The following is a 4808-nucleotide window of genomic DNA, read 5'->3' as shown; positions in this document are numbered from 1 at the left end:
GCGCGACAAGAATGGAATACCGGTTTCAGGTTTTAACTATACCGGGAAGGACCTTGCTGTTACCGCAGCGGACATCGATGAGAAAGCGACGTTTACTGTGGATGTCATCCAGAATTCACTTCTTTCAATCGGACGGATCACCATTACAAGTATCTTTGACGGAGAACAGGGGGAAAAGGGACCGATGGGTCCGGAGGGTCCTCAAGGACCACAGGGAGAACAAGGCTTGCGAGGGTTGCAAGGACCTCAAGGCGATCAGGGAATCCCAGGAGAGCCAGGAGCTGATGGTGAGTCATCCTTCACTCATGTAGCTTATGCCAACAGTGCTGACGGTACAGTTGAATTCTCTGTAAGTGACTCTTTAAATAAGGCATACATGGGTATTTACGTTGATTCTAACCAAGATGATTCAACGAACCCCGCATCTTATAGATGGACTCTCATCAAAGGAGCAGATGGAGAGCAGGGGATTCCTGGACCTCCAGGAGACGATGGAAGGACCCCTTACTTCCACACGGCTTGGGCTAATAACTCTACAGGGACATCGGGATTTTCTACTATTGATTCTACTAATAAGCTCTATATAGGAACCTATACAGATTTCTCTTCTGTAGATAGTAGCGACTCAAGTAAATATAGTTGGACGAAAATTAAAGGAGATCAAGGTGAGAAAGGTACTACTGGTGAACAAGGACCAAAAGGAGATCGTGGGCCACAGGGACCGGAAGGACCAATCGGGCCAAATGAGATAAATGATAATACTAGCTTCTCAGACAAGTTTTCTACCATCGGTAATAACTTCTATTATTACAATGCATTAAGTTCGGGAGGCTGGTATCGAATTGCCGTCAACAACGGCAGCCGAGCGTACGCGAAGTTTATCCTTGTCGATCGAACTTCGGGTAATCATCAAACTGTTAGTTTTGAAGCAACTGTAAATTACAATAATAATCCGAAGATATCTGTTATTTCTTCTTCACGATATAGTTCATCCATTCCGTTTAGTAAAGCGAGGATCTTAACTAACACAACTTATGATGATGTATATCTTGAAGTTTATGTAAACACAAGCAGATATCCTACTAGTTCTCATTGTTATATTACTGAAAATGTCCAAACGACTGGTTGGATAGGAGTCGACTGGACTAGTGGAAATATTCCTTCTGGATATTCCGTTTATGAGGTTAGTGTTGATATGGATGGAACAGCGACAGAAAAAGCAGACAATGCTTTTGAAAGAGCTGAAGATGCAGAGCAGAATGCTAAAGGGCATGCAGATGCAGTTTCAGAAGCAGCATACCTGGATGCCTTATCAGATGCCGAAGATTATGCTGATCAAAACGCTGTGATGAAAGGTCAAACATATAACGGAGTAAGTATTACGAATCAAGATGGATTTGTATCTGCTAGAGGTGACGGTTTGGTTCGGACAGTTTCCAATTCAACTCTGGGGTACGTTATCCAACGAAGAGCTTCAACAAGTCACTCATGGCAAAATGTCCTGTACTTTGATACTTCTGGAAATATCAAGTTTGCCGGTGAGCTTGTCGGTGCAAACGGAACATTTAAAGGAAAGGTCTCAGGAGCTGTTATCGAGGGTTCTTCGTTGACTTCCGACAATGGACTCGGAAGTAAGGCCATTCTAAACAACGGAGTTTTACAAACGTTCCGCAACGGCACTCAAGTGTTACGAGCAGACGAAGAAGGGCTGCGTATTTACGACGACTCGGGGACTATAGTCGGAAACATACGAGACGGTTACGACTTAGGTGACGGGGCTCCCGGGCTCGATATCCACAGTTGTAACGACCACTTAAAACTCGGATTCAAGTCGACGGGAGCCGTTTCAATGCCGTGGTTGACGCTCGATTACACCAATAGGATTACAAGACTAGTCGGGAGCAATCGACCTACTTACGACGATGGGCGGTTATGGTTAAAATCTACAATGACCGGTGGTACTGCTGACGGTAATGTGCCGGCAATACAACTAATTAACGACACAGACACTAACGGTGTTCGTTGGTCCGGTGTTTTCGTGTACACGGGAAGGGCTAACTTAGACCCAGCTACTGACCATAGGACGGGATTCGAGGTATGGCAATATCAAGGGTCAGGTACAGGTTCGAATGATCGCCTTCTAAAAATAGATACAGGGGCTGACGGTAACTCATACACACGAGTGGAAACAGACGAGGCGTGGCTCCCACAGAAAACAATGTTAGGCTCACAGTCAAGTGGTTATTTTGCTGCTATAGGGGCTAAGCTTGAAGGTGAGATAACAAGTACGCACGGATCTCTTGAAGGTAACGTTTCAGTGTGGTTCGGGCGCACCAAAATTACCGCAGGCACCTACACAAACAACTACTTCGGTCCGCAGAACTTCTCGTTTAGCGGGGCTGAAAACATTTTTATGGTTTATGCCCAGCCGTACAACGGCAACTCTACCTACTTTAATGCTAGGGTTTACAACGTGAGCTCCACAGGGTTCCAAATATACCTTGGTAACCCGGCTAACCGTGATCGTAGTGGGACTACAATCGATATTAACTTAATGGTGGTCTACGAGGCGGACTAAATAATAAGGAGGAAAACGAATGGAGTTTAAGTTTCAACCATGCAATAACAGGCGAAGGTGGACGGAGGACCTTGATGTTAGTTTCGAAAGGTCTACCGTTACCGTATCCGCCGGCATTTTCGTCGATAGAGGAAGCAGACACGAGTTCCCGGAGGTTAGCTTTGATGTCGATCCGGGAACTGACTCCGTGTACGGATTATTCGTCGTAAACAACGGTGGTGATTATGCGTATGAGTTAATACAGGCTATCGGCGGATTCCCCGTATATGAAGGCGAAGGAAACCTAATTCATACGTACGTGTGGCTAGATATCCCTAACTCGATTTTGACCGTGTTCCCTATCAATAAAAAAGAAAACATCGAACCGGGGGTGGTACCTGATGAAGTTGAGCCCGAAAATCCAGCGCGGTAATCATGATGCCGACAGAAGCCTTTCACAAGAAGTGAATCAGCTGCAGACACAGAACGCAGAACTGGCATTCGAAGTCATGACCACAACGGCAGCTCTCCAGGAGAGTCAGCAACAGCAGGCCGATCTTCTCTATACATTGATGACGAAAGGTGTGGTATAGAGTGGATTGGTACAAACATATTAAAGGGTGGTACCCGATGTTCTGGACAAAAGAGCAAGTGGAAATAGCTGTTGAGTGTGAAAAGATAAACGCAGCACAGTACGAAGAGATAGTAGGAGAACCTTACCCGACAATGTAAAGGTTCTTTTTATTTTTTCTTAAGGAGGTGGTCCGGTATTCATGAAAAAGAAAGAGAGGGGGCGTTTCCGTTGCAGCAAACAGAGGAGGCACCGTCCATGAATCATTATGAAAAAGACATTGTGGAAATGAAAAGCGATATCAAAATACTTGAAAAAGAAGTAAGTGACTTGAAAACCACGACCACAAGACATGATGAGCAAATTACCACGTTGAATACCACTTTAAATAAGATCGATGAAAATACTACGTGGATTAAAAGGAAAATTACAGGTGCCATCATAACGGCAATCAGTTCCGGAATTATTGGAGGAGCGATTGCTATTTTTTATGGCTTTATTCAAAAATAAGGAGTGATTACATTGATCAACTGGAAAATCAGATTTCGAAACAAGACATTTTGGCTGCAGGTATTCGGCGCCTTATTCTTACCACTGTTAGCATATAAAGGGATGGAAATGGAGGATCTTACATCATGGAACTCTGTAGGTACCTTGTTCATCAACGCATTTACCAATCCGTATCTATTAGCCATCACCCTGTGGTCTGTGTTTAATGCCGTGACCGACCCGACCGTTAAAGGGATTGGAGATAGCTTCAGAGCAAGGTCATATGAAAAACCAAGTGACAAGTAGAGCTCTCCTTCAGGAGGGCTTTTTCTTATATCAAATAAAAGGGAGAGATACTAAGTGGTTAAACTCAATTACCAGATAAAGCACATCAAAAAGAATAAATATTCGAGACCCGGTTATAAACTTTTGGATCAACAAGCAGTCATTGAACATTGGACAGCTAACTATGGCGCAAATGCAGAAGATCACTGGCGGTATTTTAATGAAACGGTCATTCGTATCAAACGCTATGCAGGTGCTCATATTTTTGTTGATCGCCACAAAGCATTGGAATTAATTCCACTAGATGAAGGAACATTCGGTGGAAATGACGGTGGTACGGCTGGACTCAAGCTACAAACGCTCAGAGCAACAGATTCACGTTATCCGACAATTGACGGTGAAGGGAACGCTAACTTACTTTGCATCCATGTGGAAATGTGCGTTGAGGAAGATGGAACTATCCATCCGGACACGATTTCAAGAACAGCTCTAGTAAATCAGTATCTGCAGAAGAAGTTCAAACAGCTGAAAGATACTAAAAATCGTTTTGTTCGCCATTTTGATGTCACCGGAAAGAACTGCCCGGCTCCAATGGTGTCTAATCCTAATCTGTGGAAAGAGTTACTGGAGCTGACTGATTCGAAAGTTGTCATCCCTCCCAAGAAGCCTGCGGTAGTAGAGGTAGCAGAAGAAAATACAGACTCACAAAAAACAAACTGGGTTCGCTCAAAGGTGGACGACTTAAGATACTACTCCAAGCCTTCCTGGAAAGATGAAGATGTTGCAGGACATTTACCTAAAGGGTATGGATTCCCGCAGACTGTGCGTAAAGTAAGAGTGGACGATGCGTGGCAATACGAGGTTAAAAATAGTAAGGGAGAAACGTACTATCTTACTGCATCGAAT

6 protein-coding genes and 1 pseudogene are annotated in these 4808 nt (G+C 44.1%); all 7 read left to right on the top strand.

Annotated elements, in window-relative coordinates:
* A pseudogene (locus HP456_RS19955) lies at positions 1-2578 on the top strand (hypothetical protein); the annotation flags it as partial.
* 19 nt (positions 2579-2597) lie between these two features.
* Entirely contained in the window at positions 2598-2990 is a 393-nt protein-coding gene (locus HP456_RS19950) for a hypothetical protein (protein ID WP_172254352.1), read from the top strand.
* Positions 2959-3150 carry a hypothetical protein gene (locus tag HP456_RS19945; protein ID WP_172254350.1) on the top strand — a complete coding sequence of 64 codons (192 nt, stop codon included), beginning with the start codon at positions 2959-2961 and terminating at the stop codon, positions 3148-3150. The genes HP456_RS19950 and HP456_RS19945 overlap by 32 nt, the downstream gene beginning before the upstream one ends.
* 1 nt (position 3151) lies before the next feature.
* The gene (locus tag HP456_RS19940) at positions 3152-3289 is read left to right on the top strand and encodes an XkdX family protein (protein WP_172254348.1); all 138 of its coding nucleotides are present in this window, start codon (positions 3152-3154) and stop codon (positions 3287-3289) included.
* Positions 3290-3359: 70 nt separating this feature from the next.
* Positions 3360-3638 carry a hemolysin XhlA family protein gene (locus HP456_RS19935; protein ID WP_246289286.1) on the top strand — a complete coding sequence of 93 codons (279 nt, stop codon included), beginning with the start codon at positions 3360-3362 and terminating at the stop codon, positions 3636-3638.
* Positions 3639-3641: 3 nt separating this feature from the next.
* Complete coding sequence (locus tag HP456_RS19930) at positions 3642-3923, top strand: phage holin (protein WP_312857798.1); 282 nt, start codon at positions 3642-3644, stop codon at positions 3921-3923.
* Between the two features lie 123 nt (positions 3924-4046).
* On the top strand, positions 4047-4808 hold a 762-nt coding region (locus HP456_RS19925), incomplete at its 3' end, for a peptidoglycan recognition protein family protein (protein ID WP_172254344.1).

The sequence above is a fragment of the Bacillus haikouensis genome (genome assembly GCF_013179555.1).
Taxonomy (GTDB): domain Bacteria; phylum Bacillota; class Bacilli; order Bacillales; family Bacillaceae_B; genus Rossellomorea; species Rossellomorea haikouensis_A.
This window is presented reverse-complemented; position numbering and strand designations above follow the sequence as displayed.

Coding starts and splice junctions, on each gene's coding strand:
- HP456_RS19950 (WP_172254352.1), top strand. CDS start 2,598: ATGGAGTTTAAGTTTCAACCATGCAATAACAGGCGAAGGTGGACGGAG.
- HP456_RS19945 (WP_172254350.1), top strand. CDS start 2,959: ATGAAGTTGAGCCCGAAAATCCAGCGCGGTAATCATGATGCCGACAGA.